Below are 26,523 nucleotides of genomic sequence, written 5' to 3' on the forward strand. Positions count from 1 at the left end.
ATATTTGCGCGATAATGGTGAAAAAATGGGGAATTGACATGAGTTGTATGATATCGCATATCTAGCGACATCTTGTATGGGTGGAGGACCTGATAATGAGAAATACCCTTCTTGCCGCCTTCGTGGCGGCCACGCTGTCCACAACGGCTCTGCCAGCCTGGGCGGCCACGCCGGACGACCAATTGGTGATCGGGCTGAGCATGGCCAATATCCTGACACTGGATCCGGCAGCGATCGCCGGGCGCGAGTCGACCGCCATCATCACCAATGTCTACGACACACCCATCCAGCTCGATGCCGTGGACGTGACCCAGATCAATCCCGGTCTCGCCGAGAGCTGGGATGTCAGCGAAGACGGAACCATCACGCTGACCTTTCGCGACGATGCGGTGTTCGCCTCGGGCAACAAGGTGACCGTCGAGGACGCCATCTGGTCCTGGAAGCGCATTCTCGAACTCGAGCTGGTGGGGTCGGCGACCTGGCAGGCCTATGGATTTACCGTCGAGAATTTCGACGAGCACGTCCAGGCCGACGGCAACACAATCACCGTCACAATGCCGCTTGAGGGCGATCCGCAGCTGATCCTTTATATTTTCGGCAAGCCCAGCGCTTCCTCGGTCATCGACCGGCAAGCGGCGCTCGAACACGAGGTTGACGGCGATCTGGCCGCGGGGTGGCTGACCACCAATACGGCGGGCTCGGGCCCGTTCACCCTGCGCAACTGGACGGCCAACGACACGATCATCCTCGAGAGGTTCGACGATTACTGGGGCGGCGCCCCCGAGATGAGCCGGGTGCTCATCCGGCACATGCCCGAAAGCCAGACCAAGCGGCTGATGCTGGAGCGGGGCGATATCGATATCGGGCTGGCGCTTTCGGTGCCCGACATCAACGCATTGAGCGCCAATGACGACGTCGTGGTGCAGTCGGTGCCCAGCTCGGGCTTCTATTATCTCGCCGTTTCGATGAAGGACGAGAAATACCAGGACGAAAATGTCCGCCTCGCCCTGCGCCATCTTATCGACTATCAGGGCATCAACGAAACGATCATGCCCAATTACGGCATATTGCACCAGCGGCCGGTGACGCCGGGGGTGATGGGCACGATCGACGCGCCGGGCTATGAACTCGATGTGGACCTTGCCGAGCAATATCTGGCCGAGGCCGGGTATCCCGACGGGTTCACGACGCAGCTTCTGGCCGTCAACGAGCCGCCCTTCATCGATATCGCAACGGCCATTCAAAGCACGTTGGCCCAGGCCGGCATCAATGCCGAGATCGTCACCGGCACCGGCAACCAGGTCTATGGCCCGATGCGCGAACGCGATTTCGAAATGATCGTGGGCCGTGGCGGCGGCGGGCAGGAGCCCCATCCCCATTCCAACATGCAGTCGCTGGTCATCAATCCCGACAATTCCGACGATGCGGGGCTTTCGGGCCTGATCGGCTGGCGGACCTCGTTCTATAATGAAGAACTCAACGATCTTGCCATGCAGGCGCTGGTCGAGCGCGATCCCGCCGAACAGGAACGGCTTTATGAAGAGGTCCAATATCTTTACGAAGACCTGGTGCCGGCCCTCCAGCCGATCTCGGCGGTGGTCGATACCGTGGTGTTCCGCAGCGATGTCGAAGGGTTCCAGAACCATTATGGCTGGACGACGCGCTTTGATACGGTGACCAAGGACCGCTAGGGATCGCTTTTCCCAGAGCATTTCAGCGCTTCTTTGAAACGCTTCAATTGCTCTAAGGTCCTTTTTCTGTCGCGTTTCCGAACCGGATAAGCGGTAGCCACTTATCCTGGAAGCGCTCTAATCCTCCCGATGGCGCGGCGCTCTTTTGTTACCGGGGCGCCGCGCCGCCACCACTTGAGAAACGGGCTGTCCATGGCTCCATTATCGATGCGTATCATGCCCCGGGTGACGGGCGGTCTGGGCTTTATCGGCTCGATCGCCGTGACGTTGTTCGGGCTGTTGATCCTCACCTTCATCATCGGGCGCATGATGCCGGTCGATCCGGTGCTGGCCATTGTCGGGGACGAGGCGACGCAGGCGACCTATGACCGGGTCTATGCGCAGCTGGGGCTCGACCAACCGCTTTACGTCCAGTTCTTCCGCTTTGTCGCCGATATCGCGCGCGGCGATTTCGGGGTGGCGCTTCTGACCGGGCGGCCGGTGATCGAGGACATCGCGCGGGTGTTTCCCGCAACCATCGAGCTGGGCACAATATCGATCATCATCGGTGCGGGACTGGGCATTCCGCTGGGGGTGCTGGCGGCCACCAACCGCAACAAATTCCCCGATTATTTCGTGCGTTTTTTCAGCCTTCTTGCCTATTCGACCCCGACCTTCTGGTTCGGGCTGATGGGGCTTTTGGTGTTTTACGCCATGCTGGGCTGGGCGGGCGGCACGGGAAGGGTCGAGGTTTTCTATACCGGGCTCGTCGATCCGATCACCGGGTTCCTGCTCATCGATTCCCTTCTCGTGGGCGAGTGGGACGTGTTCTGGAGCGCGCTGCGCAACATCTGGCTGCCGGCCAGCGTGCTCGGGCTCAACTCCATGGCCTATATCTCGCGCATGACCCGCTCGTTCATGATCGAGCAGATGGGGCAGGAATATATAGTGACCGCCCGCATCAAGGGGCTCTCGCGCGGCACCGTCATCTGGCGGCATGCCTTCCGCAACATCAGGGTGCAATTGGTGACCATCGTGGCGCTGGCCTATGGCGGGCTGCTCGAGGGGGCGGTGCTGATCGAGACGGTGTTTTCCTGGCCGGGGTTCGGGGGGTATCTGACCTCGAATCTGATGATCGGGGACATGAACGCGGTGATGGCGTGCACGCTTTTGGTGGGGGTGCTGTTTATCGCGCTGAACATTCTTTCCGACATCTTGTACCGGGTCTTTGACCCAAGGACGCGTGCCCAATGAGCAAGGTTCAGACATCGATGGGCTGGCGGGACTATCTGGCCAGCGACACGATCACCAGTTCGCGCCAGGCCACACTGCAGCGCATCTATTGGGGCGTACGCGGGTTCTTGGCCAATCCGCTGGCGGTGTTCGGGCTGGCGGTGGTTATGCTGCTGGCGATCATGGCGATCTTCGCGCCCTGGGTCGCGACCCACGATCCGCTGAGCCAGAACCTTTCGGGGGCGTTGCAGCCGCCGAGCGCCGAGAACTGGTTCGGGACCGACGAGTTCGGGCGGGACATCTACAGCCGGATCGTTTTCGGCTCGCGCATCTCGCTTTATATCGTGTTGCTGGTGTCGGTGATCGTGGCACCGATCGGGCTGCTGATCGGCATGGCGGCGGGGTATTTCGGCGGCTGGACCGACCGGGTGCTGATGCGGATCACCGATATCTTCCTTTCGTTTCCCAGCCTTATCCTGGCGCTGGCCTTTGCCGCGGCGCTGGGGCCGGGGATCGAAAACGCGGTGATCGCCATTGCGCTGACGGCCTGGCCGCCCATCGCGCGGCTGGCGCGGGCCGAAACCCTGACGACGCGGGCGGCCGACTATATCGCCGCCGCGCAGGTTTCGGGGGCGTCTTCGCCCAGAATCCTTTTGGCCCATATATTGCCCATCTGCATTCCCTCGGTTGTGGTGCGCACGACGCTCAACATGTCGGGGATCATGCTGACGGCGGCGGGGCTTGGGTTCCTGGGGCTCGGCGCGCAGCCGCCTTCGCCCGAATGGGGCGCGATGACCTCGGCGGGGCGGCGGTTCATGATCGACAGCTGGTGGGTGGTGACCATGCCCGGCACGGCGATCCTTCTTGTGGCGCTGGCCTTCAACCTGTTCGGTGACGGGCTGCGCGACATGCTCGACCCAAGACAGGCGAGGTGATGGCGATGAACGACCCCATCCTTACGGTCAAGAACCTCAATGTCGGCTATTTCTCGGCCCGGCGGGAGCTGCATGCTGTGCGCAATGTGAGCTTTACGCTGGGGCGCGAGAAGGTGGCGATCATCGGGGAATCGGGCTCGGGCAAATCGACGGTCGGGCGTGCCATCGTGAGGCTTTTGCCCGAGATCGCGAAAATTTCGGCCGACAGCATGCAGTTCGAGGGCCAGGAGATGCTGGCGCTGCCCGAAAAGCGCATGCAGGCGATCAGGGGCGCGCGGATTTCGATGATCCTGCAGGACCCCAAATTCTCGCTCAACCCGGTGATGAGCGTTGGCGAACAGGTGGCCGAAGCCTATCTGGCCCATCACAGGGTGGGAAAGGCCGAGGCGAAAAAGCGGGCCATCGCGCAATTGGCGGCGGTCAAAATCCGCGATCCCGAACACGTCTATACGCTCTATCCGCACGAGGTGTCGGGCGGCATGGGCCAGCGCATCATGATCGCCATGATGCTCATTCCCGATCCGGCGATGATCATCGCGGACGAGCCGACCTCGGCGCTCGACGTCACAGTGCGGCTCCAGGTGCTGGCGCTGCTCGACGATCTGGTCAAAGAGCGCGGCATCGGGCTGTTGTTCATCAGCCACGACCTCAATTTGGTGCAGAGTTTTTGCGACCGGGTGCTTATCATGTACAGCGGGCAGGTGGTCGAGGAACTGGAGGCGGCCGATCTGGGCAATGCCAAACATCCCTATACGCGCGGGCTTTTGGCCTCGCTGCCGCGGATCGGGGAGCACAAGGGGCGGTTGCCGGTGCTCGACAGGCAGGCGAGCTGGACCGAGGCGCTGGGGAGGCAACCATGAGCATGATCGATGTGAGCGGGCTCGAGCTTTATCTCGGCGCTGGGTTGCGGCGGCGCAAGATTCTCGACGGGATCGGGTTTGAGGTCGAGGACGGGCAGACATTCGGGCTGGTGGGGGAATCGGGTTCGGGGAAATCGACGGTGCTGCGGTGTATCGCGGGGCTCTACCGGCACTGGGACGGGGCGATTTCGGTGGATGGGAAAAGCTTTGCCCAGACGCCGCGGCTCGAATGGTGCCGCACGGTGCAGATGGTGTTTCAGGACCCCTATGGCTCGCTCCATCCCAAGCGCAAGATCGCCGATATCCTGGCCGAGCCGCTCAAGGTGCACCGGTTCGGCGATATCAACCGGCGGATCGGGGATGCGCTCGAACAGGTGGGGCTGGGCGACCAGTTCCGCTATCGCTATCCGCACCAGCTTTCGGGCGGGCAGCGTCAGCGCGTGGCGATCGCGCGGGCGCTGATCCTGGAACCGAAAATCCTGTTGCTCGACGAGCCGACATCGGCGCTCGACGTTTCGATACAGGCGGAAATCCTCAATCTGTTCATGGATTTGCGCGAGCGGCACAAGCTCACCTATCTGCTGGTCAGCCACGATTTGGCGGTGATCGACCATATGTGCAGCGATTTCGCGGTGATGCAGGGCGGACAGATCGTCGAGGTGCTTTCCCGGGAGGCGCTGGAAAGCGGCGCGGCGAAGAGCCGGTATACCCGCTCGCTGATCGAAGCGAGCGCAGCTTATGACCGCGACCTGGCGCTGGCCCAGGCCGGAGCCTGACCAAAGGAGATTTGACGCATGGCGACATCGGGATCGTTTCTTAAAGGGACCGACGCACAATGGCAGGACGTGGCGGAGGGGCGCCGCATGCAGATGCTGTGCTACAACGACCAGCTCATGATGCTGCGCTGGGAGTTCGCGGCGGGCGCTGTGGGCGAGCCGCACACCCATCCCCACGCCCAGACCGCCTATATCGAAAGCGGGCTGTTCGAGGTCACGATCGATGGGGTGACTGAGCGGCTTGGGGCCGGATCGAGCTATGTGGTCGATGGCGGGGTGCTGCACGGGGCTGTGTGCATCGAGGCGGGGACGATGGTCGATGCGTTTACGCCGCACCGGGCCGACTATATCTGATCGGGGCCGATGGGATCGGGCGGAGGGGCTTGATGCATAATCGCCGGAACAGTCTTTCCCAGCAGGTGATCGAAACCGTTGGCGAGCGCATTCGGTCGGGCCGCTACGGGGCGGGTGAAAAACTGCCGACGGAACACGAACTGATCGAGGAGTTCGGGGTGAGCCGCACGGTGATCCGCGAGGCCATCGCCAACCTCAGGGCCAGCGGGCTGGTGACCCCGCGCCAGGGGGTGGGGGTGTTCGTGAGCGAGGCACCGTTCTCCCAGCCTTTCGTGCTCGAAAGCGGGCACGGGGACGTGCTGGCCGAGGCGGTGGCGGTGCTCGAATTGCGCATCGCTCTGGAAGTGGAGGGGGCCGGGCTGGCGGCGGCGCGGCGCGATGCGGCAACGCTGGACGCCATGCGGCGGGCTCTCGATGCCATGGATGTGGCGATTGCGGCGGGGGGCGAGGCGATCGTGCCCGATCTCGCCTTTCACCGGGCGATTGCCAGCGGCACTGGCAATTACCACTTCGTCAACCTGTTCAACTATCTGGGCGAATATCTGGTGCCCCGTTCCCGGCTCAACACCTCGGCGCTGGCCCAGGAAAGCCGCAACGATTATCTGCGCCATATCAATGACGAGCATGTGCGGGTCTATGATGCCATCGAGGCCGGCGACAGCGAGGCGGCACGCGGCGCCATGCGGCTGCATCTTGTGGGGTCCAAGGAACGGTTGGGGCAGGGGGCGGGGTGAGGGCCAGGCCAAAGCCTATGCCCTGGACGGACGCTAGAGCATGTCTGAGCTTGATTGAATCGATTGTGGATTCCCAAATCGGCTTGGATGTGATTCATCATTGATGCTGGATTGGAGGCCAGCATCCATGATCAAGCCCTATTCCGATGATTTGCGCGAACGTGTTGTTGCTGCAGTTGGCACCGGGGAAAGTTGCCGGTCTGTCGCCGCCCGTTTTGGCGTTGCGGTTTCTTCGGTTGTGAAGTGGTCGCAACGCTCGAGGTCCACGGGGTCGGTCACACCAGATCGAATGGGTGGCCGGCGTCCTGTCATTCTCAATGCGCACAGGCAATTTGTTCTTGAACAGTTTCAGCAGACTCCGCACCTGACCGTGCGGGGTCTGCAAGCGCTTTTGGCCGCACAAGGCGTACAGGTATCCCATGATAGCATATGGCGCTTTATCCGGCGCGAGGGTCTGAGCTTTAAAAAAAAGCCTGTTCGCGCTTGAGCAGGCTCGGGCTGCGGTCGCCCGTCAGCGGCAGCGCTGGAAGTCCTGGCAGGCTTGGCTCGATCCATCGCGGTTGGTGTTCATCGATGAGACGTGGATCAAGACCAATATGGCGCCCCTGCGTGGATGGGGTCCAAAAGGGCGGCGGCTCAAGGGCTATGCGCCGCACGGCCATTGGCGCACCATGACCTTCCTGGCCGGATTGCGCATGGACGGCCTGACGGCGCCCTGCGTGTTCGATGGCCCAATCAACGGGCTCTCGTTCCGCGCCTATGTCGAGCAGGTCCTGATCCCCACGCTCAAGCCGGGTGACATCGTCATTCTCGACAATCTGGGCAGCCACAAAAGCAAGGCCGTGCGGGACGCCATTCGCGCCGCGGGCGCGCGCCTATGGTTCCTGCCGCCCTACTCACCGGACCTCAACCCCATCGAGCAGGTCTTCGCCAAGATCAAGCATTGGATGCGTATAGCGCAACAACGCACGATCGAAGAAACATGGCGCCTGATCGGACACCTCGTCTCAACCATCAAACCCCAGCAATGCAGAAACTACTTCAAGAACGCAGGATATGCTTCAATAAAAACCTGACATGCTCTAGAGCCGTTCAGGATTTGATTGAATCAAATCCTTGTCTCTAAACCTTTGTTTTGTCGCGTGTCCGAACCGATAAAGTGGTATCCACTTTATCTGGACACGCTCTAGCGGTGATGGTCGCGCAGGTAGGTCACAAGCGCCTTGCCGGCTTGATCGATATGCCGACGCGTCAACTCGGCGGCCAGTTCGGGTTTGCGCGCCTTGCACGCATCGAGGATCGCTTGATGCTCTTCGATCGCTGACCGCATGCCTTGGGTAAGATAGAGCACCAACCGCACGTAGCGCTCGACGAGATCGTTGGTCTTGTCGATCATGGCAAGAAAGAATTTCTTGTCGGAATCCTTGTACAGCGCTGTGTGAAAATCGCGATTGAGATCGCCCCAACGCACTGGGTCCGTTTCCGCCGCGAACGCATCGCAATAGTGCTGCGCCGCTTCCAGAGATGCCTCGCTCATCACCGGGACCGCCAGTTCAATTACCGTTGGCTCGACTAGCGCGCGGAACTGGAAAATCTCGGTAATCTGGTCATGGCTCAATGAGGCAACGACCACGCCCTTGTAACGCTCGGACACGACAAGACCTTGCGCTTCGAGCTTTTGCATGGCTTCGCGAACAGGAATACGCGAAACGTTAAACATCTGCGCGACCATATCCTGACGCAGCGGTTCGCCCTCTTCGATCTCTCCCCGAATGATTGCATCACGCAAGGCGTCATAGATCAGGTCGGCCGACGACGCCTGCCTTCCAAGATCGAATGCTTTCAATTTCAGTGCAGCAGGCAATTTCTGGCCCTTCGATTTTCCGGCATTTCACCTTCGCACCACATCAATGCGGCGCGAACACGATCAGATAAAGCACCCAGGATTAGTATATTGTAGATTGGATACAATTATGCAAACGTAATATGAAACCGGCCTGCAGTGGGCCGGCAAAGGGAATGGCACGTGTCAGTCAGATGCTCCGCGCAATGGAGTGGATACGGGCCCACGAGCAACAAAACTGCACCAAAGAGAGGGATCAACATGAAATTTCCTGCCTTGATCGCGGCAGCGTCCGTAGCACTCGGCCTTGCCGCAACGACGCCGGCGCTTGCCGACAAACTCGACGACATCATAGCCTCGGGCACCTTGCGCTGTGCCGTGACACTCGACTTCCCGCCCATGGGCTCGCGCGACGAAAACAACGAGCCGGTCGGCTTTGACGTCGATACCTGCAACGATCTTGCCGCCGCTCTCGGCGTTACAGCGGAGATCGTCGAAACTCCCTTCCCCGACCGCATTCCGGCGCTTGTTTCCGGACGCGCTGACGTCGGTGTCGCCTCGACTTCCGACACGCTCGAGCGCGCCAAGACCATTGGCTTTTCGATTCCCTATTTTGCCTTCATCAACGTTGTCCTGACGCGCGAAGATACCGGCATCGAAAGCTATGAAGACCTGGCCGGCAAGAATCTTGGTTCGGTCGCCGGTGTGTTTGAAGCCATCGCGCTCGAAGAAGACTTCAACGAGTGGGATGCCGGCGGTTCCTTCCGCACCTTCCAGAGCCAGGCCGATGTGTTTCTTGCCCTCAACCAGGGTCAGATCGACGCGACCGTGGTGACGGGAACTGTCGCTGCAGCCACAGTAAATGAAGGCAATTTCGACGGCTTCGTAATCAAGGGTGATGCCCCCTATCTCGTCGACTATGTCAGCCTGATCGGCCTGCGCCAGGAATACGGCCTGCTCAACTACCTCAACCTCTTCGTCAACCAGCAGATCCGCACCGGCCGCTACGAAGAATTGTTCGAAAAATGGGTCGGCGGCGGCGCAATGGCGCCCGATCTCACCGTTCCCGGCGTGTACTACTAAGCCATCCCGGTTCGCAGGCGCTCCCTGGAGCGCCTGCGGTCTTGCTTTTGCGGCGCGCCCCAGGTGGGCCTGATCGAAACCGGGGAATCGTCACGCGATGTTTGACATCAACTATACCTTCCACTGGGGGCAGGCGTTCCGCGCCCTGCCTGAAATGATCGACGGCGCTCTGATCACTTTGCAGATCGCAGTGCTCTCCATGATTATCGGCATATTGATCGGCGTGCCTTTGGCTTTGGCCAAAAGCGCGCGAAGTGCGCCATTGCGCGCGTTCGCCAGCACCTGGATCGAGATCGCCCGCAACACGCCGGCACTGTTTCAGGTCTATATGATCTATTTCGGGGTGCCTGCCGTGCTGCAAGGCGTTGCGGGCCTGTTCGGGATCGACTTCCGGGCCCTTGGCATCAACATCTTCTATTTCGACTCCTATTGGGCCGTCCTTGTCGGCATCGCGTTCAACAACGCGGGCTATCTCGCAGAGACGTTTCGCGGTGGTCTGCGCGCCGTGCCCGCCACCCAGACACGGGCCGCCCGTTCGCTGGGATTCGGCGCCTTCGACGCTTTCCGGCTGATCGTCCTGCCGCAGATGTTCCGCGCCGTGTTCCACCCCATGACAAACCAGATGGTCTGGGCGATCCTGATGACCTCCATCGGCATCTTCGTGGGACTGAACATCGATCTGACCGGGGTGACCCAGGAGCTCAACGCGCGCACTTTCAGAACCTTCGAGTTCTTCGCGCTGGCCGCGGCCATCTACTATATCATCGCCAAGATCGTAACCGGCGGTGCCAGGCTGATTGCCTGGCGGCTGTTCCGGTACTAGGGGGAGGGCCAGACAATGCTTGGAACTTCCATCACCATCGGCGATCTGACCTTCATGATGACCGGTGCGGGTCTCACCCTCGCCATCACTTTCTGGGCCATGCTCGGCGGCACGCTTATGGGAATCGTGTTCGGCGTGATCCGTGTGCAATCGCCCTGGTATGTGAACTATTCGATGGGGGCCGTGCTCGACGTCCTGCGTTCGGTGCCGCTGCTCATCCAGTTCATCCTGTTCAATTCCTTCCAGTCCATCGCCGGCTGGGGCATGAACCCGTTCGTGGTGGGCTGCGTCGTCCTGGCTGCCTACACATCGGCCTTTTGTACCGAGATCGTCCGAGGCGGCATCCAGTCGGTGCCGACCACCACGCGGCGTGCGGCACGATCGCTGGGCATGAGCTGGACCCAGGACATGCGCTATATCGTGTTGCCGCTCGGGACCCGGGTCATGCTTCCCTCCTGGATCGGTCTGACGCTGGGCGTCATGAAAGACACGGCGCTCGTTTACGCCATCGGCGTCATCGAACTGCTGCGCTCGAGCCAGATCATCATCACCCGCAAACCCCACGAGGCGCTGCTCATCCTGGCGATCGCGGGTCTGATCTACTTCATTGTGAGTTTCCCGGTCTCTCGCCTCGGCGCTCACCTCGAAAAGAAATGGCGCGAAAATGATTGAAATCGATAACGTCAAAAAATCCTTCGACAGCTTCGAGGTCCTCAAGGGTGTCTCGATGACCGTTGATAGAGGCGAAGTGGTCTCTGTGATCGGCGGATCGGGGTCGGGCAAATCAACGATGCTCATGTGCATCAACGGGCTCGAGCCGATCGATTCGGGAAAGATCACGGTCGACGGCGTCGAAGTCCACGCCAAGGGCACAGACCTCAACAAGCTGCGCAGGAATATCGGCATCGTCTTCCAGCAATGGAATGCGTTTCCCCATCTCACCGTTCTGGAAAACACAACGCTGGCGCTGCGGAAGGTCCTGGGAAAATCAAAGGCCGAGGCGGACGAAATCGCCATCAAGCAGCTAAACCACGTTGGTCTGGGCGACAAGCTCAAGGTCTATCCGGGCAAGCTTTCGGGCGGTCAGCAGCAACGCATGGCAATCGCCCGCGCGCTCGCCATGGAACCCAAATACATGCTGTTCGACGAAGTCACCTCGGCGCTTGATCCGCAGCTTGTGGGAGAAGTGCTCGATACCATGCGGCTTCTGGCCAATGAGGGGATGACCATGATCGTTGTGACCCATGAAATGGCCTTTGCCCGGGAGGTTTCCAACCGCGTCGCGTTTTTCAAGGACGGCCTGATCCATGAGATCGGTTCGCCTAGCCAGCTGTTCGAAAACCCCGAACGGGCGGAGACCGCAGAGTTTCTCAAGTCCGTCCTCTAGAAATGGGACATTCTCGCCGCCTCTGCAGTGCGGTTTCAAGATGACCGAACGCTTATGGGCCCGCACCATACTTAAAGGGACGGCCAGCGGGCCCGTTCTTGCCAGCCCCGAGGCGCTGAGCTTTTGGGGTGGGGTGGATCCTGCGACCGGCAGGATCATCGACGTTCACCATCCCCTGCATGGGCAGACCGTGACCGGCAGGATCCTGCTTATGCCCTCATCGCGCGGGTCGTGCACGGGATCCGGTGTCCTGCTCGATCTCGCGCTCAATGATCGCGCGCCCGCGGCCCTGATCTTTGCCGACCCCGAGGATGTGCTCACCCTTGGCGCACTGGTCGCCGAAATTTTCGGTCATACGCTTCCCGTCCTGCGGGCCAGCCCGGAGGCCTTCGCCCGAATGGCGGGGGCAACAAGGATTGCGATAACGGCGGAAACGCTGATGGCTGACGATCAGCCGATCGAGTTGCGGGCAGCCGAACATGCCGCGCTCGCTTTGAGCGAAAACGATATGGCCATGCTTAAGGGGCGCGATGGCCCCGCAACGGCGCAGGCCATGCGTATCCTTTGCGCCATGGCTGCCCAGCAAGGGGCTGAAGAACTCATCGACGTCACCCAGGCCCATATCGACGGGTGCATTTACGCCAGCCCCGCCAATCTCACATTTGCCCAGACCATGGCGGACATGGGCGGCAAGGTCGTTGTCCCCACGACGATGAATGCGATTTCCGTCGACCACGAACATTGGCAAATCCAGGGCGTTCCTGACGGTTTCGGCTCTCCGGCCGCCCAGCTGGCAGATGCCTACGTGAAGATGGGGTGCCGGCCGACTTTCACCTGCGCGCCCTACCTTCTCGATACCGCGCCCGGTGCCGGTGAAGCGATCGGGTGGTCGGAATCCAACGCGGTGATCTTTGCCAATTCGGTGCTGGGGGCGCGAACGGCAAAGCACCCCGATTTCCTCGACCTGTGCATCGCCCTGACCGGCCGGGCGCCGCTGTCGGGGGTCTATCTGGACGCTCACCGCAAGGCGAAACTGGTGATTGACGTCGCGCTGCCTCAAAATCCCGACGGCGCTTTCTGGCCGCTGATCGGCTATATCGCCGGTCTTCTCGCGCCCGATCGCATTCCGCTGCTGGGCGGCCTGGCGTCGGCCCATCCCGGTCGAGACGAGCTCAAGGCCCTGTGCGCTGCCTTCGGGACCACTTCGGCTGCCCCGATGCTGCATATCGAGGGGGTAACGCCCGAGGCTGCCGACGCGGTCGATCCCGATACACCTGCTGTCGTTATCGATCGCGCACTCATGGCGTCCACCTGGAAAAAGCTCAATGCCGGCCCCGCGCAGATCGATCTCGTTGCCATCGGCAGCCCTCATGCTTCGCTGGCCGAATGCCGCGCGCTTGCCGGTGCCCTTGACGGGCGCCCCATAGACGACGCCGTCACGCTCATACTAACAGTGGGCCCGGAAACAAAGGCCAGGATATCGGCAGACGGAACCCTTGCGCGCCTCAACGCCAGTGGCGTCACCACGGTCTCCGATATCTGCTGGTGCTCGATCTCCGAGCCGGTTTTCCCGCCCACGGCCAAAACGGTTCTCACCGATTCCGGCAAATATGCTCATTACGGACCGGGCCTTTCCGGCCGGAATGTGCGGCTTGGCAGTCTTGCCGATTGCGTTGCCGCCGCCTTGACCGGAACCGCCCCACAGCGCCTCCCAGAATGGCTGGAGACCTGAAACATGCGCACATCCAAACTCATCCAGATTGTCGGTTGCCACGCGGAGGGCGAAATCGGCGACGTGATCGTCGGCGGGGTCGCGCCGCCGCCCGGCAATACCATCTGGGAGCAATCCCGCTGGATCGCCCAGGATGAAACGCTTCGCAATTTCGTTCTCAACGAGCCAAGGGGCGGGGTGTTTCGCCACGTCAACCTGCTCGTGCCGCCCAAGGACCCAAAGGCCGCCATGGGATGGATCATCATGGAGCCGATCCACACCCCGCCCATGTCGGGCTCGAACTCGATCTGCGTCTCGACGGTGCTGCTCGATACCGGCATCATCGAAATGCAAGAGCCCGAAACCCGCTTCACGCTCGAAGCCCCTGGCGGGCTCGTCGATGTCGTCGCCACCTGCAGGGACGGCAAGGCGGTGTCGATCCGTGTCACCAATCACCCAAGCTTTGCGCAACGGCTCGACGCCACGATCGAGGTCGAGGGCATTGGAACGCTGACGGTGGATACCGCCTATGGCGGCGACAGTTTCGTGCTTGTCGATGCGAGCTCTGTCGGTTTTTCCCTCAAGCCGGACGAAGCGAAGGATCTTGCCGAGGCGGGGATGAAGATCACACGCGCAGCGACCGAACAGCTGGGTTTTTCCCACCCCACCAACCCCGACTGGTCTCACATTTCCTTTTGCCAGTTCACCGCCCCCATCGAGATGGCGGATGGCGTCAAGACGGGCCGGAACACCGTGGCCATCGAACCGGGCAAGCTCGATCGCTCGCCGACCGGCACGGGATGTTCGGCGCGCATGGCGGTGCTTCACGCGAAAGGGCAGCTCGGCGTGGGGGAAGAGTTCGCCGGCATCTCGATTATTGGCAGCCGGTTCAACTGCCGGATAGAGAGCACAACCGATCTGGCCGGCACCGCCGCCATCATCCCCTCGATTTCGGGGCGCGGCTGGGTGACCGAAACCAAGCAATTGATGCTCGATCCGTCCGACCCCTGGCCCGGGGGCTATCGGGTCGGTGATACCTGGCCGGCGCGGAGTATCTGATGGCCGTGTCCCATATCGCCTTTCCCGACCTCGTGGCGCTCCTCGAAGCGATTTTCGTGCGGTTCGGGACAAGCCGGCAGGTCGCCGCGATCCTGGCGGACAACTGCGCGCGCTGCGAACGGGACGGCGCGAAAAGCCATGGGGTCTTTCGCATGAAAGGCTATACCGACAGCCTTGCTACAGGCTGGGTGGACGGCAGGGCCGAACCGGTTCTCGAAGAGGCGGCGGCGGGCTTTTTGCGTGTCGACGCGCAAAATGGTTTTGCGCAGCCCGCGCTCGCGCTGGGGCGCGATGTGCTTGTCGAAAAGACCCGCGCCAATGGCATCGCCCTTTTGGCCATTCGCAATTCGCACCATCTGAGCGCCCTTTGGCCCGACCTCGAGCCGTTCGCGGAGCAGGGGTTCATTGCCCTTTCCACGGTCAATTCCTTTGCCTGCACGGTACCGCATGGCGGCCAGAGCGCGGTGTTTGGCACCAACCCCATCGCGTTTGCCGCGCCGACCCGTTCGGGCGAACCCGTCGTTTTCGACATGGCGACATCGTCTATGGCCAATGGAGACGTTCAGATCGCTGCCCGGGAGGGCAACCAGCTGCCGCCCGGCGCGGGCGTTGACAGCAATGGCAATCCGACAACCGACCCCAGTGCAGTCCTCAACGGCGGCGCGCTACTGCCGTTCGGAGGGCACAAGGGATCATCGATCTCGATGATGATCGAGCTCTTGTCAGCCGCTCTCACGGGCGGAAATTATTCGTTCGAGTTCGACTGGTCGGGCCATCCCGGCGCGGCAACGCCCCTTACCGGGCAACTGATCATCCTGATCGATGCCGCCCGGGCCGGCGGAGCGCCGTTTGGCGTGCGCGCCGAAACCCTGATCGATGAGATGGCCTCTGCAGGCGTCAAGCGCTTTCCGGGCCAGCACAGGTTTGCAGCGCGCAAGCGATCGGATGCCGAAGGAATTGCGCTCGGGGTCGATGACCTGAACTGGCTCGAAGCGCTGGCCGCGGATTAGGTGGCGCGGGTGATCCCGGCGTTCAGTCCTGCACTAGAGCGTGTCCAGATAAAGTGGATACCACTTTATCGGTTCGGACACGCGACAAAACAAAGGTTTAGAGACAAGGATTTGATTCAATCAAATCCTGAACGGCTCTAGGTTGTCGTCGATGAAATCGAAATTTATGTCCTCGCCCATGCCGGGTTTGTCCGAGAGGTGGACGAGGCCGTTTTCGTCCATGGGGTCGGCGAGGGCGTTGAGGTAGTCGAAGCCCTCGTCGTAATCGAGGAAGGGGTGGAGCAGGCCACGTTCGTACCAGCGGACGTTGCGGGCGATGGCGGCGAGCACGAGATTGGGGGCGCCATTGCCGTGGATTTCGCAGTTCATGCCGAAACTGTCGGCGAGCGCTATGGATTTGAGCGAGGGGGAAATGCCGCCCACGTCGTGGACGCCGGTGCGCAGGATATCGCAGGCACCCGATTTGATCCATTCGGCGCGGGCATAGTGCTTGCCCGCCGCGCTTTCGGGGCCGAGGACGGGGATATCGAGATTTTGCGCCAGCCAGGCGTAGGACGACATCGATTGCTCGTCGAGGGGTTCTTCGATCCAGTCGAAACCGAGTTGCTGCAGGCCCTTGCCCAGTTCGTACGCCTCGGTGCGCGAATACCAATGGAAGGCGTCGATCATCAGGGAAATATCGGGGCCAACGGCCTCGCGCACGGCGGCGCAAGCGCGCAGGTCCATCTTGACGTCCGGCGCCCATGAGACGGGCGGCATCCAGGTGTGGAGCTTGATGCCCTTATAGCCGCGCTTGACGAGCTTTTCGGCAAAGCGGCCGTAATCGTCGGGGGTGGCGAGGCCATTTTCAAGCTCGTCGCCGCACATTGTCGAGCCATAGGCGGGCACCTTGTCGCGATAGGCGCCAATGAGTTTATAGACCGGCACGCCCAGGGCGCGTCCGGCCAGATCCCAGAGCGCGGTATCGACGACGGCGAGGGTGCGGTCGGTCAATTGGGCGGCGCTGCCGCGCTGCCAGTGGGCCAGCTCCTGCCAGAGGCGTTCGCGGTCGAACGGGTCCTGGCCGATGAGCACGGTTTTTACGAATTTCTCGATGACATGAGGGCGCATGATCTCGGGCACGCCAAAGCAGTGCCCCTCGCTGCCATCGTCGGTGACGATTGTCAGAAGGCCCTGCCTGACCTTGTGGGGATCGCCGGGATGGGCGTGACCGGCCGCGTCCTGATGCCGCCGCGTGGTCGTGACAAACACCCGGACCTTGACGTCGACGATCTTCATTTCTTTCCCCTCATATCGGATACCGAATTTGTCCTATCACTACATATGATGACTGACAAGTTAGAAAACTTGTCCTATTACTTATGCGGCGTAATGGGCAAGGGCGTCGGGGTCGAAGGAAAAGCCCCAGCCGGGGCGGTCGGGCATCAGCGCGTGGCCGTTTTCGAGCTCCATGGGCTCGTTATAGAGCGGGGTGAACCAATCGAGATGTTCGAGCAGGGTCGCGTTGGGGATGGCGGCCATGAGCGAAAGGCTTTGCTGGGGGAAAAGGTGGGAGGAGATTGGGGTGTCGAAGGCCGCGGCCAGCGCGCCGACGCGCATGAACTCGCTGACCCCGCCCACCCGTTGCAGGTCGGGCATTATGATATCGGCGGCGCCGGCTTCGAGCATGCGGCGGAAGCCGTGGATGGTGTATTCGTTTTCGCCCGAGGCGATGGGGATATCGAGGGCGCGGGCCAATTGGGCGGAATGGGCAAGGTCGTGGGCGGGGACGGGCTCTTCGAACCAGGCGATGGCGAAGGGTTCGAGCTGGCGGGCCAAAGCGATGGCCGATTTGGCGTCGAGGGCCTGATTGGCGTCGATCATCAGCCCGGTTTGCGGGCCGATCGCCTCGCGCACGGCGGCGGCGCGCGGGACATCGATCGCAGCGTTGCCGGCAAGGCGCAATTTGACGGCGCCAAAGCCGGACGCGACGAAATCGGCGGCCTGGCGGGCGATTTCGTCGATGTCCTGGCTGAGCCATAATCCGCCGCTGGCATAGGCGGGAACGCTTGTGCGGGCCTGGCCGAGAAGTTGGGTGATCGAGCGATTGACGGCCTTGCCGCGCAGATCCCACAGGGCGCCGTCGATGGCCGAAATGCCCATGATCGACACGCCGGAAAAGCCGATAAAATTGATGCGCTGCCAGGCCTCCCGCCAGAAGGCGGTGACCATATCGGGGGATTTGCCGATCACCGCGTCGGCGAGGACATGGACCATGGCCTCGAGCATTTTGTGCTGTTCGGGGCGGATGGTGAAGATGAGGTTTTCGCCCACCAGGCCATCGTCGGTTTCGAGATGAATGGCGATGCAGGAAAATTTCGAGATGGTGGCCGTGGCGTTGCCGATGGGGCGGTCGAGCGGCAGGACCAGCGGGGTGGTTCGAAGGCTGGTGACGATCATGAATTGGCCTCGATGGCGGCCCGGAAGCGCTGGGCGCTGGCCAGGATATGATGGCGCATGGCGTCGCGGGCGAAGACGGCGTCGCGCTCTGAAATGCCGCGCAGGATGGATTGATGCTCGCGCAGGCGCATTTCGGCGTAGCGTTCGCCATTGGCGGGCGGGGTGGCCCAGCCACGCTCGCGCGGGAAGGCCCGGTCGCCGACCTGGCGGATGACGTAGATGAACTGGGGATTGCCCGTGGCGGCGGCAATGGCGAGGTGGAAGCTGAAATCGCGGGCCACAAGCTCGTCGCGGGTGCGGGCCGCCTCCATGCCGGAAAACTCGGCCTCGATGCGGGCGAGATCGGATGCCGAGCGGCGGCGGGCGGCAAGGCCGGCAGCCTCGACTTCGAGGGCCAGGCGCACTTCGAGCAGGTTGAGGATGGCGTGGGGATTGACCGCCTCGCCCTCTTCACGAACCCGGATGCCGCCATCGTCGGCCATGCGGGCGACAAAGACCCCCGAGCCGCGGCGGCTGGTCAATTCGCCCTGGGCGCGCAAGCCGGCGACGGCCTCGCGCAGCACGGTGCGGCTGACATCGAGGCGGGCCATCAACTCGTGCTCGGGCGGCAGGCGGGTGCCGGAAACCAGGCCGCTGGCGGCGATCCAGGAGCGCAGGCGGTCGGCGGTCCGGGCGGCGAGGCTGGGCGGGGCGTCGGTTTTCATCTTGCGTCTTGATATTAATACTACTAGCACCAGTATGACTAATTTTCGCGCACTGCCAAGAGGAGGATTGAAATGCGGATCGTCGTGACGGGCGGGTCGGGCCGGGTGGGGCGGTTCGTGGTGGCCGAACTGGCGGCAGCCGGCCACGAGGTGACCAGTCTCGATCTGGCGGCGGCGCCCGAAAGGATCGCGGGGGTGCGCTATATGCAGGGCAATGTCTCGCGGGCAGAGGATGTTTTCGGCACGCTGGCTTTCGCGCGGCCGCAGGCGGTTGTGCATATGGCCGCGTGGTCCGATCCGGGGATCGTGCCCGATGCGCGGACTTATGCGGACAATGTCGCTGGGCATTTCAACTGCCTCGATGCCAGCGCGGCGCTGGGGGTGGGGCGGGTGATCCTGGCGTCGAGCGCGCAGGTTTATGGGTTTGCCGATGCCGATCCGGTGTTCGCGCCGGTGAGCGAGGAGCACCCGCTGCGGCCGGGCAATTCCTATGCGCTTTCCAAGATCGCCGGGGAATCGGCGGCGGCCTATTTTGCGAAAAAGGGGCTCAACGTGCTCACCTTCAGGATCATGGGGGTGCGGGCGCCGCAGGATTTGCAAGGGGAAATCGAACGGGCGCTGGCCGAGCCGCAGCGCGACAGGTTCCTTTTGTGGACGCGGGCCGATGCGCGCGACATCGCGATCGGGTGCCGCCAGGCGCTGGAGACGGAAAGCGTGGAATCGGGGGTCTATAATCTCTCGGGGGCTGAGAATCTGCACGAGATTGAAACGCGGGAGCTGTTTAAGCGCTATGCGCCGGGCACCGATATTTCCGGTTTGCCGGCGGGGGTGGCGTCGGGGTTCAGCTCGGACAAGGCACGGCGGGCGTTCGGGTATGAGCCGCGCTTTGTGTGGACGCGGAACCGGCATCATGGCTGACTTGTCAGGTTGATGCTTTAAATTTATATGATATCTTATTGACGCAAAGCGTCTTGCATCCGATAGTGGGGTGGCGGGCCCGGCCGGGCCGTTCGCACTCATTATATCGGGGATCGATCATTGAAATACGCTATCGTCGGCACCGGCGCGCGGCACGCGATGTTTCGCGACGCCATCACCTCCACTTTCGAGGGCAAGGCCGAGCTTGTCGGGTTGTGCGATGTCAACGGGCATCGGCTGGCGCTGTCGGCGCAGAGCGTGCCCGAGCGGGGCGGGAACGGGGTGGCGACCTATCGCGCCGAGCATTTCAGCCAGATGATCGACGAGCAGAAGCCCGATGCGGTGATCGTGACGGTCCCCGACGATCTGCATCACGAATATATCGTCGCTGCCATGAAGCGCGGATGCGACGTGATGACCGAAAAGCCGATGACCACCGATCTCAAACGGCTCAAGGCGATCCTCGACGCGCAGCGGGAAACCGGACGCAAGGTGTCGGTGACGTTCAATTACCGCTATAGCCCGGCCCGGACCCAGATCAAGGATATCCTGCAATCGGGGGCTATCGGGGAGGTCGTTGCTGTGGATTTTTCCTGGCATCTGGACCGGGTGCACGGGGCCGATTACTTCCGGCGCTGGCACCGCTACAAGGAGCGCTCGGGCGGGCTCTTGGTGCACAAATCCACCCATCATTTCGATCTGGTCAACTGGTGGCTCGGATCGGTGCCACAGACGGTTTCAGCGCTGGGGCGGCGGGCGTTCTATACGCCCGACATGGCCGATGCGATGGGGCTCGAAGGGCGCTCGGACCGGTGCCATACCTGCCCGGTGGCGGAAAGATGCGATCTGCGCATGGATCTGGAAAAGGACGAAAAGCTCAAATCGCTTTATCTCGATGCCGAGGATTTCGACGGCTATGAGCGCGACCGCTGCGTTTTCGCCGGGGACATCACAATCGAGGACACGATGGCGGTGCAGGCGGGCTATGAAAACGGCGCGATGCTCAATTATACGCTGTGCGCATACAGTCCCTGGGAGGGGCTGGAGATCCGCTTTCACGGCACCAAGGGCGAGTTGGTTCACAAGCATGTGGAAGTGCATGGTGTGTTCGGCGGCAAGCGCGAAAAGCCGGTCGATGACGCCATGTCCACAATGCTGCATGTGGCGGGGGAAGCGCCGCAGCAGATCGATGTGTGGACCGGAACGGGCGGGCATGGCGGGGCGGACCCGATCATGCTGGGATATCTGTTCGATGAAGGCGGGATGGACGCCGATCTTTACGGGCGCTCGTCATCGCATGTGGATGGGGCGTGGTCGATCCTGACCGGGATCGCCGCCAATCGCTCTATCGCTTCGCGTGAGACGGTCAATGTGGCGGCGATGCTGAAAGAGAACGGCATCGGTCTTTAGGACCAAACCGCCTGACGACGACCTCCATGGACGGATCAGGCTATGGGCTTCCCGTCGATCTGGGCGGCGCCATCGATGAACTGGCCGGATTCGCGCGCCCGGTTCAAAAGCCGGTAGGCCGAGGGCGAGGTGCCGATGAAGCGCTTGAACTGGCGCGAGAAGTAATAGACGTCCGGGTATCCGGTGATGGCGGCGGTTTCCTTGACCGAATGGCCGGCGGACAGGATGTTCATGGCCTGCTCGAGCCGCTTGAATTCGCAGAATTTGGCCGGGGTGTAGCCGATGCGGTCCTTGAAGGCGCGGCGGAAATAATCGGGGTTGTAAGGCAGCGACGCCAGCGCATCTTCCAAAATGCCGGGCTTGAAGGGATTGCCCGCTATGCGGGATGCCGTGAGCATGATGTGCAGGGAGAGCGCGTCCGGCCCGGCGCTGTTGACCAGCGCCTGTTCGCGCCAGCGGATGAAGGCTTCCTCGATGAACTCGATCAGGATCACCATGAAGATGTGATACTGGGCCAGCGTGGTCGAGGAGGCCGGCGCGATCTCGCGGTAATGGCGCACCAGCGGTTCGATGACGCGCCAGCGCGAAAAGCGGGCGGTGCGTTGCAGGTCCATCTGGCTGATCAGATCGACATGGCCGAACAGATCGAGCGTGAAGTGCTGGGCAAAACCGGTATAGACGGGCCCGGCGCCGGTGCGACCGACGAAGCGCGCGCCGGCCGGGATGAGCATGGCCTCGCCCGGCGAAAGCGAAGCGGGTTCGCCATCCAGTTCGTAATGGGCAGTGCCCGAAATGCACACGACAAGGTCATGTACCTCGTTGGACTTTTCAACGCGCCAGGTCGCCGTGTGGCGCATCTTGATGGTCGAGCGCGACAGCTTGAGAGACAGGGCGTCGGCGGGAATGCCCGAGAGAACCAGACCTTCGGTTTTATCCATCTTTTTCTCCGAAACCGTGAATTCCGTTTTGCCGCACACGCCTGTTTAATGCAAGACATATGATAACTTTGTGCCGATATCGGGCAAGTTATAGGGGAGGAGATAGGGAAAGGGTGCTGCCCTTTCGGCGAAAGGCCGAAGGAAGCGCATCCGGCCCATGCGCTATGATGTACATTTTCGTAACACCATGGTCGAGACGCTGCCACGCCCGTGACCACGCTTGTCACCGGGGCCGCACTTGTCTTTGGTTGGAGCCGACAGCCAACCGGGGAGAGATGTAATGGGCGGCGAGAACAAATGGATGGGGCTGGTCTATGTGGCCCCTTACGTCATCGGGCTTCTGGTGTTCACGGCGATCCCGTTCGCCGCGTCGTTTTATCTGTCCTTTACGGATTATCCGCTGCTGTCGGATCCGATCTGGGTCGGGCTGGAGAACTACACGCGGCTGATCTTTACCGACCGCACGTTCCACAAGGCGCTGCAGGTGACGCTGACCTATGTGTTCGTCACAGTGCCGATCAAGCTGACCTTCGCGCTGTTTATCGCCTATGTGCTGAACTACAAGCTCAAATTCATCGGCTTTTTCCGCACCGCCTATTACGTGCCCTCGATCCTTGGCGGGTCGGTGGCCATCGCTGTGCTCTGGCGCTACATGTTCGCCGATGTGGGGCTGGTCAATATGGTGATCACCTCGCTGGGGTTCGATCCGATCAGCTTTTTCGGCGATCCCGATTACGCGCTTTATACGATCACCCTGTTGCGGGTCTGGCAGTTCGGGTCGGCCATGGTGATTTTCCTCGCCGCGCTGCAATCGATCCCCACCCATGTCTATGAGGCGGCGGCGATCGACGGGGCCAACAAGCGGCAGATCTTTTTCTACATCACGCTGCCGCTTTTGACGCCGGTGATCTTTTTCAACCTGATCCTGCAGATGGTCGAAGCGTTCCAGGAGTTCAACGGGCCCTTCATCATCACCGACGGCACCGGGGCGCCGCTGCGCTCAACCTATCTGCTGCCGCTCTATATCTACGACAAGGCGTTCCGGCAGTTCGACATGGGCTATGCCTCGGCCATCGCCTGGATCCTGTTCGCGATCATCATGGTGCTGACCGTCATCGCCTTCTGGTCGTCGCGCCACTGGGTCTATTACGCCGGCGACAGGAGAAACTGAGATGAGCGCGCAGATTTCAGCCTCCAGCCTCAATACGCCGTCCGAAGCGGCACGCGCCCTGGCCGAGGCGGAAGCCCATAACGCAAGGACGCGGCGCAACCAGAAGATATCGGCGATCATCCGCTATCTCATTCTGGCGGGTGTCGGGTTCATCATGATCTACCCGCTGCTCTGGCTGATCGGGGCGGCGTTCAAGACCAATGCCGAGATTTTCTCCTCGCCGGGGTTCATTCCGCAAAATCCGACGACCGACGGGTTCGTCAACGCCTGGAACACCTCGACCCAGTACAATTTCGGGCACTTCTTTCTCAATACGATGTGGATCATCATTCCCAAGGTGATCGGCACGGCGATTTCGGCGACGCTGGTGGCCTACGGGTTCGCCCGGTTCGAATTTCCGTTCAAGAAAATCCTGTTCGCGACGGTGATCGCCACGCTGTTGCTGCCCAATGTGGTGACGCGCATTCCGCAATATCTGCTGTTTCGCGATCTGGGCTGGCTCGACAGCTATCTGCCGCTGTGGGTGCCTTCGGCGCTGGCGGGGGATGCGTTCTTTGTCTTCATGCTGATCCAGTTCCTGCGTGCCATTCCGCGCGATATGGAGGAAGCGGCGCGGGTGGATGGCGCCAACACGATGCAGACGCTGGTGTTCATCGTCATCCCCATGCTGGCGCCGGCCATCGTTTCGGTGTGCCTGTTCCAGTTCATGTGGTCGATGAACGATTTTCTCGGGCCGTTGATCTACGTCTCTTCGGTGGAAAAATACCCGGTTTCCCTCGCCCTGCGGCTCTCGCTCGACATCACCGAAGCGTTTCAGTGGAACCAGATCCTCGCCATGAGTGTGATGACGCTACTGCCCTCGCTGCTCGTGTTCTTTGTCGCGCAGAAATTCTTCATCGAGGGCATCTCGACCGGCGGTGTGAAAGGATAAACCTATGGCAAACCTGAAACTTTCCAGCGTCGAAAAGGTCTATGGCAACGCGTTCAAGGCCGTCCACGGGATCGACCTGGAGGTCAAGGACGGTGAGTTCATGGTGCTGGTGGGCCCCTCGGGCTGCGCCAAATCCACCACGCTACGGATGATCGCGGGGCTTGAAACCATTACCGGCGGTGAAATCCGCATCGGGGGCAAGGTCATCAACAATTTGGTTCCGGGCGATCGCGGCATCGCCATGGTGTTCCAGAACTACGCGCTCTACCCGCATATGAAGGTCAAGAACAACCTCTCGTTCGGATTGAAGATCAAACGGCGGCCCAAGGACGAAATCGCCGGTGGGGTCGAGCGGGTTTCGAGCATGCTCGAAATCGGGGAATTGCTCGATCGACTGCCCAAGCAGCTTTCGGGCGGGCAGGCGCAGCGCGTGGCGGTGGGCCGGGCGCTCATCAAGCAGCCCGAAGTGTTCCTGTTCGACGAGCCGCTCTCCAACCTCGACGCCAAGCTGCGCGCCTCCATGCGCGTGCGGATCACCGATCTGCACAAGCAGCTCAAGGCGACATCGAATTCGGCGACGGTGGTCTATGTGACGCACGACCAGACCGAAGCGATGACGATGGGCGATCGGATCTGCGTGATGAAGGACGGGCGGATCATGCAGGTCGCCGATCCCGTCACGCTCTACAACCGGCCGGCAAACGAATTCGTCGCCGGGTTCATCGGGTCGCCGGAAATGAACCTGGTGCCGGTCAGGCTGGCGCGCAACGGGGCGCCGGCCATTTCGCTGGGCAGCCAGACGATCGGTTTCGGCAACCAGCTGGCCAGCCGGCTGAGCGCCGATGCGGGTGAAAATTTCACCCTCGGGGTGCGTCCCCAGCATCTGGCGGTGGTGCCGGGCGGTACGCCGAACGCATTTTCGGGCACGGTCAGCCATGTCGAGTTCATGGGCCATGAGGTCAATCTCTATGTCGAGATCGAGGGCCACAAATTCACCGTGGTGGTGCCCGGCGACCAATACAATCCTTCAATGGTTTCCGACGGGGCGATTTCGCTCAGCCCGTCGGAATCCCAGCTCCATTTGTTCGATCCGAACACCGGCCAGAACGTCTCACTGGCCAGTGTTGAGGATCGTCAATCCGAACGGCGTCCGGAGGTGGGCGCCGATCTCTGACTGCAACACATCGAAGGGAGGAATTTTGATGAAAAGCACAGTCACTCTGGTTCTCGCCAGCGGCCTTATGGCCACGACCGCCCTGAGCGCCGCGCAGGCCGCCGATCTGCGTGTCTCGTGGTGGGGCGGCGACGCCCGCCACGCTGCCACCCAGGAAGCCCTGCAGATCTGCGGGGAGAAATACGGCCATAATATCAGTCCTGAATTTACCGGATTCGACGGGCATCTCGAACGCCTGACCACGCAGCTGGCGGGCGGGACCGAGCCCGATCTGATGCAGGTCAACTGGCCCTGGCTGCCGCTGTTCTCGCCCGACGGGACGGGCCTTGCCGACCTCAACGACTATGCCGACATCATCGATCTGAGCCAGTGGAGCGACAGCCTTCTGGCCACCGGCACACGCAACGGGCACCTCAACGGCCTGCCGGTTTCGATCACCGGGCGGGTGCTGTTTGCCAATACCGAAACGTTTCAGGCCGCCGGCATCGATGTGCCCGACAGCTGGGACGGGATGACCGAGGCCGCAGCGACGTTCAAATCGGAACTGGGTGATAATTATTACCCGTTCGACGCGGCGACCTATAACGCCATGCTGATCACCGCGCTCTATGCCAGCCAGAAGACCGGCGTGGGCTTTATCGATCCCGTCAGCAACGAGATCGCCTGGGATGTGGCAACGCTCGCCGAGGCGATCGAATTCTACCAGGGCCTTGTGGACAATGGCGTCGTCAAGTCCTGGGAAGCCATTGCCGGCATGGGCAATCCCAATTTGCAGGAACGCGGCGACTGGGCGGCGGGCGAAGTCGCCTCGTCCTACGAATGGAACTCGACCTATTCGCAGATCTCGGGTCCGTTCGAGGGTGAATCGCCCCTGGCGCCGTTCCCGGCCCCGCGCATCGAAGGGGCCGTCAATGACGGGATCTTCCGCAAGCCCTCGATGACCTTTGCGATCTCGGCCAATTCGGACAATCCCGAGGCTGCCGCCGAAATCCTCAACTGCCTGATGGTCGAGGAAGATGGCGTCATCCCCATGGGCACCCAACGGGCCATTCCCGCTTCGCAAGCCGCCGTGGAAATTCTCGAGGCCGAAGGTCTGCTGGCCAGCGCCGATCTGGAAGCCAACCGACTGGTGCTGGCAGCCGATGCTCCCGAGCCCTCGCCCTATTTCGAGGATCCGGGCGTGCGCACCGCCTATGAGGGCGTGCTCGAAGAGTTCGCCTATGGGCTGCTGTCCGCCGAGGAGGCCGCGCAGGCCATCATCGACGGCACCAATGACGCACTGGCCCGCGCCACGCGTTGATCCTGAGCAAGGCGCGGGGGAATTTCCCCCGCGCCGGTTCTTTTTTCGGTTTTTTGGTCC

26 protein-coding genes are annotated in these 26,523 nt (G+C 61.6%); 21 read left to right on the plus strand and 5 right to left on the minus strand.

The window, feature by feature from the left end; all coding sequences use genetic code 11:
• Positions 1-95: 95 nt before the first annotated feature.
• From ACP148_RS18130 to ACP148_RS18165, 8 genes are all read left to right on the plus strand, one after another.
• Entirely contained in the window at positions 96-1,691 is a 1,596-nt protein-coding gene (locus ACP148_RS18130; RefSeq protein WP_421952654.1) for an ABC transporter substrate-binding protein, read from the plus strand.
• A 207-nt stretch (positions 1,692-1,898) separates the two neighbouring features.
• Positions 1,899-2,924 carry an ABC transporter permease gene (locus tag ACP148_RS18135; protein WP_421952653.1) on the plus strand — a complete coding sequence of 342 codons (1,026 nt, stop codon included), beginning with the start codon at positions 1,899-1,901 and terminating at the stop codon, positions 2,922-2,924.
• Positions 2,921-3,838, plus strand: a complete 918-nt coding sequence (gene nikC / locus ACP148_RS18140) for a nickel transporter permease (protein ID WP_421952652.1) — start codon at positions 2,921-2,923, stop codon at positions 3,836-3,838. The genes ACP148_RS18135 and nikC overlap by 4 nt, the downstream gene beginning before the upstream one ends.
• A 5-nt stretch (positions 3,839-3,843) precedes the next feature.
• Positions 3,844-4,698 carry an ABC transporter ATP-binding protein gene (locus ACP148_RS18145; RefSeq protein ID WP_421952651.1) on the plus strand — a complete coding sequence of 285 codons (855 nt, stop codon included), beginning with the start codon at positions 3,844-3,846 and terminating at the stop codon, positions 4,696-4,698.
• A complete protein-coding gene (locus ACP148_RS18150; protein ID WP_421952650.1) occupies positions 4,695-5,474 on the plus strand; it encodes an ABC transporter ATP-binding protein in 780 nt (259 codons plus the stop codon). The genes ACP148_RS18145 and ACP148_RS18150 overlap by 4 nt, the downstream gene beginning before the upstream one ends.
• A gap of 18 nt (positions 5,475-5,492) precedes the next feature.
• Complete coding sequence (locus ACP148_RS18155) at positions 5,493-5,828, plus strand: cupin domain-containing protein (protein WP_421952649.1); 336 nt, start codon at positions 5,493-5,495, stop codon at positions 5,826-5,828.
• A gap of 32 nt (positions 5,829-5,860) precedes the next feature.
• The gene (locus ACP148_RS18160; protein WP_421952648.1) at positions 5,861-6,562 is read left to right on the plus strand and encodes a FadR/GntR family transcriptional regulator; all 702 of its coding nucleotides are present in this window, start codon (positions 5,861-5,863) and stop codon (positions 6,560-6,562) included.
• 127 nt (positions 6,563-6,689) lie between these two features.
• Positions 6,690-7,638, plus strand: a protein-coding gene (locus tag ACP148_RS18165; RefSeq protein WP_421951019.1) for an IS630 family transposase whose coding sequence is annotated in 2 segments (ribosomal slippage) — positions 6,690-7,025 and positions 7,027-7,638 — 948 coding nt in all. Because the reading frame shifts where the segments join, the coding sequence is not laid out codon by codon here.
• Positions 7,639-7,748: 110 nt separating this feature from the next.
• On the opposite strand, the gene ACP148_RS18170 is transcribed toward ACP148_RS18165, so the two are convergent.
• Entirely contained in the window at positions 7,749-8,426 is a 678-nt protein-coding gene (locus ACP148_RS18170; protein ID WP_421952647.1) for a GntR family transcriptional regulator, read from the minus strand.
• Positions 8,427-8,666: 240 nt separating this feature from the next.
• Here ACP148_RS18170 and ACP148_RS18175 point away from each other — a divergent pair, with 240 nt between their 5' ends.
• The 7 genes from ACP148_RS18175 to ACP148_RS18205 all read left to right on the plus strand — a co-directional run bounded on the left by ACP148_RS18175 (position 8,667) and on the right by ACP148_RS18205 (position 15,478).
• Positions 8,667-9,488: a transporter substrate-binding domain-containing protein gene (locus ACP148_RS18175; protein WP_421952646.1), complete on the plus strand. Its 822-nt coding sequence runs from the start codon at positions 8,667-8,669 to the stop codon at positions 9,486-9,488.
• Between the two features lie 97 nt (positions 9,489-9,585).
• Entirely contained in the window at positions 9,586-10,311 is a 726-nt protein-coding gene (locus ACP148_RS18180) for an amino acid ABC transporter permease (protein ID WP_421952645.1), read from the plus strand.
• Positions 10,312-10,326: 15 nt separating this feature from the next.
• Positions 10,327-10,983, plus strand: coding sequence for an amino acid ABC transporter permease (locus tag ACP148_RS18185; RefSeq protein WP_264227435.1), 657 nt, complete (start codon positions 10,327-10,329; stop codon positions 10,981-10,983).
• On the plus strand, positions 10,976-11,698 hold the full coding sequence (locus ACP148_RS18190; RefSeq protein ID WP_421952644.1) for an amino acid ABC transporter ATP-binding protein: 723 nt from the start codon (positions 10,976-10,978) through the stop codon (positions 11,696-11,698). The genes ACP148_RS18185 and ACP148_RS18190 overlap by 8 nt, the downstream gene beginning before the upstream one ends.
• Before the next feature lie 40 nt (positions 11,699-11,738).
• Positions 11,739-13,430, plus strand: a complete 1,692-nt coding sequence (locus tag ACP148_RS18195) for an aconitase X (RefSeq protein WP_421952643.1) — start codon at positions 11,739-11,741, stop codon at positions 13,428-13,430.
• 3 nt (positions 13,431-13,433) lie between these two features.
• Positions 13,434-14,468, plus strand: a complete 1,035-nt coding sequence (locus ACP148_RS18200) for a trans-3-hydroxy-L-proline dehydratase (RefSeq protein ID WP_421952642.1) — start codon at positions 13,434-13,436, stop codon at positions 14,466-14,468.
• Positions 14,468-15,478, plus strand: coding sequence for an Ldh family oxidoreductase (locus ACP148_RS18205; RefSeq protein ID WP_421952641.1), 1,011 nt, complete (start codon positions 14,468-14,470; stop codon positions 15,476-15,478). The genes ACP148_RS18200 and ACP148_RS18205 overlap by 1 nt, the downstream gene beginning before the upstream one ends.
• Before the next feature lie 120 nt (positions 15,479-15,598).
• On the opposite strand, the gene ACP148_RS18210 is transcribed toward ACP148_RS18205, so the two are convergent.
• The 3 genes from ACP148_RS18210 to ACP148_RS18220 form a co-directional block, all read right to left on the minus strand.
• On the minus strand, positions 15,599-16,756 hold the full coding sequence (locus ACP148_RS18210; RefSeq protein WP_421952640.1) for a mandelate racemase family protein: 1,158 nt from the start codon (positions 16,754-16,756) through the stop codon (positions 15,599-15,601).
• Between the two features lie 81 nt (positions 16,757-16,837).
• Positions 16,838-17,917: a mandelate racemase/muconate lactonizing enzyme family protein gene (locus ACP148_RS18215; RefSeq protein WP_421952639.1), complete on the minus strand. Its 1,080-nt coding sequence runs from the start codon at positions 17,915-17,917 to the stop codon at positions 16,838-16,840.
• The gene (locus ACP148_RS18220) at positions 17,914-18,621 is read right to left on the minus strand and encodes a FadR/GntR family transcriptional regulator (protein WP_421952638.1); all 708 of its coding nucleotides are present in this window, start codon (positions 18,619-18,621) and stop codon (positions 17,914-17,916) included. The genes ACP148_RS18215 and ACP148_RS18220 overlap by 4 nt, the downstream gene beginning before the upstream one ends.
• A 72-nt stretch (positions 18,622-18,693) precedes the next feature.
• On the opposite strand from ACP148_RS18220, the gene ACP148_RS18225 reads away from it, so the two are divergent.
• Together ACP148_RS18225 and ACP148_RS18230 are read left to right on the plus strand one after the other, a co-directional pair.
• Positions 18,694-19,539, plus strand: coding sequence for an NAD-dependent epimerase/dehydratase family protein (locus tag ACP148_RS18225; protein WP_421952637.1), 846 nt, complete (start codon positions 18,694-18,696; stop codon positions 19,537-19,539).
• Between the two features lie 120 nt (positions 19,540-19,659).
• The gene (locus ACP148_RS18230) at positions 19,660-20,949 is read left to right on the plus strand and encodes a Gfo/Idh/MocA family protein (protein WP_421952636.1); all 1,290 of its coding nucleotides are present in this window, start codon (positions 19,660-19,662) and stop codon (positions 20,947-20,949) included.
• Between the two features lie 35 nt (positions 20,950-20,984).
• On the opposite strand, the gene ACP148_RS18235 is transcribed toward ACP148_RS18230, so the two are convergent.
• The gene (locus ACP148_RS18235) at positions 20,985-21,887 is read right to left on the minus strand and encodes an AraC family transcriptional regulator (RefSeq protein WP_421952635.1); all 903 of its coding nucleotides are present in this window, start codon (positions 21,885-21,887) and stop codon (positions 20,985-20,987) included.
• A gap of 280 nt (positions 21,888-22,167) precedes the next feature.
• Here ACP148_RS18235 and ACP148_RS18240 point away from each other — a divergent pair, with 280 nt between their 5' ends.
• Genes ACP148_RS18240 through ACP148_RS18255 form a run of 4 tightly spaced genes read left to right on the plus strand, consistent with a single transcriptional unit; the run spans position 22,168 to position 26,463 of the window.
• Positions 22,168-23,058, plus strand: a complete 891-nt coding sequence (locus ACP148_RS18240) for a carbohydrate ABC transporter permease (protein WP_425033608.1) — start codon at positions 22,168-22,170, stop codon at positions 23,056-23,058.
• 1 nt (position 23,059) lies between these two features.
• Positions 23,060-23,989, plus strand: coding sequence for a carbohydrate ABC transporter permease (locus ACP148_RS18245; protein WP_421952361.1), 930 nt, complete (start codon positions 23,060-23,062; stop codon positions 23,987-23,989).
• Positions 23,990-23,993: 4 nt separating this feature from the next.
• Positions 23,994-25,163, plus strand: coding sequence for an ABC transporter ATP-binding protein (locus ACP148_RS18250; RefSeq protein WP_421952360.1), 1,170 nt, complete (start codon positions 23,994-23,996; stop codon positions 25,161-25,163).
• A 28-nt stretch (positions 25,164-25,191) separates the two neighbouring features.
• The gene (locus tag ACP148_RS18255) at positions 25,192-26,463 is read left to right on the plus strand and encodes an ABC transporter substrate-binding protein (protein ID WP_421952359.1); all 1,272 of its coding nucleotides are present in this window, start codon (positions 25,192-25,194) and stop codon (positions 26,461-26,463) included.
• Positions 26,464-26,523 lie beyond the last annotated feature (60 nt).

This window comes from Pelagibacterium sp. (assembly GCF_965249125.1).
GTDB lineage: Bacteria > Pseudomonadota > Alphaproteobacteria > Rhizobiales > Devosiaceae > Pelagibacterium.

Excerpts from the sequence above, each read along its gene's own strand:
- ACP148_RS18145 (WP_421952651.1), top strand. The coding sequence starts at position 3,844 with ATGAACGACCCCATCCTTACGGTCAAGAACCTCAATGTCGGCTATTTC.
- ACP148_RS18250 (WP_421952360.1), top strand. The coding sequence starts at position 23,994 with ATGGCAAACCTGAAACTTTCCAGCGTCGAAAAGGTCTATGGCAACGCG.
- ACP148_RS18135 (WP_421952653.1), top strand. The coding sequence starts at position 1,899 with ATGCGTATCATGCCCCGGGTGACGGGCGGTCTGGGCTTTATCGGCTCG.
- ACP148_RS18195 (WP_421952643.1), top strand. The coding sequence starts at position 11,739 with ATGACCGAACGCTTATGGGCCCGCACCATACTTAAAGGGACGGCCAGC.
- ACP148_RS18235 (WP_421952635.1), bottom strand. The coding sequence starts at position 21,887 with ATGGATAAAACCGAAGGTCTGGTTCTCTCGGGCATTCCCGCCGACGCC.
- ACP148_RS18155 (WP_421952649.1), top strand. The coding sequence starts at position 5,493 with ATGGCGACATCGGGATCGTTTCTTAAAGGGACCGACGCACAATGGCAG.
- ACP148_RS18185 (WP_264227435.1), top strand. The coding sequence starts at position 10,327 with ATGCTTGGAACTTCCATCACCATCGGCGATCTGACCTTCATGATGACC.
- ACP148_RS18160 (WP_421952648.1), top strand. The coding sequence starts at position 5,861 with ATGCATAATCGCCGGAACAGTCTTTCCCAGCAGGTGATCGAAACCGTT.
- ACP148_RS18210 (WP_421952640.1), bottom strand. The coding sequence starts at position 16,756 with ATGAAGATCGTCGACGTCAAGGTCCGGGTGTTTGTCACGACCACGCGG.
- nikC (WP_421952652.1), top strand. The coding sequence starts at position 2,921 with ATGAGCAAGGTTCAGACATCGATGGGCTGGCGGGACTATCTGGCCAGC.
- ACP148_RS18240 (WP_425033608.1), top strand. The coding sequence starts at position 22,168 with ATGGGCGGCGAGAACAAATGGATGGGGCTGGTCTATGTGGCCCCTTAC.
- ACP148_RS18180 (WP_421952645.1), top strand. The coding sequence starts at position 9,586 with ATGTTTGACATCAACTATACCTTCCACTGGGGGCAGGCGTTCCGCGCC.
- ACP148_RS18190 (WP_421952644.1), top strand. The coding sequence starts at position 10,976 with ATGATTGAAATCGATAACGTCAAAAAATCCTTCGACAGCTTCGAGGTC.
- ACP148_RS18225 (WP_421952637.1), top strand. The coding sequence starts at position 18,694 with ATGCGGATCGTCGTGACGGGCGGGTCGGGCCGGGTGGGGCGGTTCGTG.
- ACP148_RS18130 (WP_421952654.1), top strand. The coding sequence starts at position 96 with ATGAGAAATACCCTTCTTGCCGCCTTCGTGGCGGCCACGCTGTCCACA.
- ACP148_RS18255 (WP_421952359.1), top strand. The coding sequence starts at position 25,192 with ATGAAAAGCACAGTCACTCTGGTTCTCGCCAGCGGCCTTATGGCCACG.
- ACP148_RS18150 (WP_421952650.1), top strand. The coding sequence starts at position 4,695 with ATGAGCATGATCGATGTGAGCGGGCTCGAGCTTTATCTCGGCGCTGGG.
- ACP148_RS18200 (WP_421952642.1), top strand. The coding sequence starts at position 13,434 with ATGCGCACATCCAAACTCATCCAGATTGTCGGTTGCCACGCGGAGGGC.
- ACP148_RS18175 (WP_421952646.1), top strand. The coding sequence starts at position 8,667 with ATGAAATTTCCTGCCTTGATCGCGGCAGCGTCCGTAGCACTCGGCCTT.
- ACP148_RS18245 (WP_421952361.1), top strand. The coding sequence starts at position 23,060 with ATGAGCGCGCAGATTTCAGCCTCCAGCCTCAATACGCCGTCCGAAGCG.
- ACP148_RS18215 (WP_421952639.1), bottom strand. The coding sequence starts at position 17,917 with ATGATCGTCACCAGCCTTCGAACCACCCCGCTGGTCCTGCCGCTCGAC.
- ACP148_RS18205 (WP_421952641.1), top strand. The coding sequence starts at position 14,468 with ATGGCCGTGTCCCATATCGCCTTTCCCGACCTCGTGGCGCTCCTCGAA.
- ACP148_RS18220 (WP_421952638.1), bottom strand. The coding sequence starts at position 18,621 with ATGAAAACCGACGCCCCGCCCAGCCTCGCCGCCCGGACCGCCGACCGC.